The sequence below is a fragment of the Methylobacterium ajmalii genome, from assembly GCF_016613415.1.
GTDB lineage: Bacteria > Pseudomonadota > Alphaproteobacteria > Rhizobiales > Beijerinckiaceae > Methylobacterium > Methylobacterium ajmalii.
The window spans coordinates 916-1,392 of the sequence record NZ_JACWCT010000011.1; the positions used below are offsets into that span (position 1 = coordinate 916).

Consider the following 477-nt stretch of genomic DNA (forward strand, 5'->3'; position numbering starts at 1 on the left):
GCAGGAGGTCGGTGTCAGCTTCGCGCGCTCTGCCGGTGCCGGGCTGCTGGTGGCGCCAGCGGCAGCTTGCTACGTCCGCCTTGCGATCCAATGCTTCGGCCCGGACGGGCTGACCGACATCCAGGTCATCGACCGGATCGACACCACGGAGGCGACGCTGCTGGACCCGGTCTCGGCCAGCGTCGCCAGTCGGGTCGGCGCGCTGGAGAGCCAGAACCCCGGCCAGCGCCTGACGGCGATCGAGGCACAACTCGGCACGCCGAACAGCATCGCCTTCCCGACGAAGAGCGATGCGCAATCCGGCACGATCCCCGGAACGGTCACCACCGTCGTGCTGCTCGGCCGCGTCTCGGCGGGGGATGGATATGAGGGGCGCTTCAAGCGGGTCTCCGGCTCGGCGCCCGCGGGCTCGGACAGCTTCACAAACGCGGGCCAGACCTGGGTGCGGATCGCGCCGGCCGGCGAGATCGCGCTCCT

The 477-nt window shown here is 70.9% G+C and carries 1 protein-coding gene; it reads left to right on the top strand.

Annotated features, from left to right (window positions below; all coding sequences use genetic code 11):
* Positions 1-477 (top strand): hypothetical protein (locus tag HPY23_RS02065; protein WP_200649547.1); only part of this gene is annotated, 477 nt, incomplete at both ends.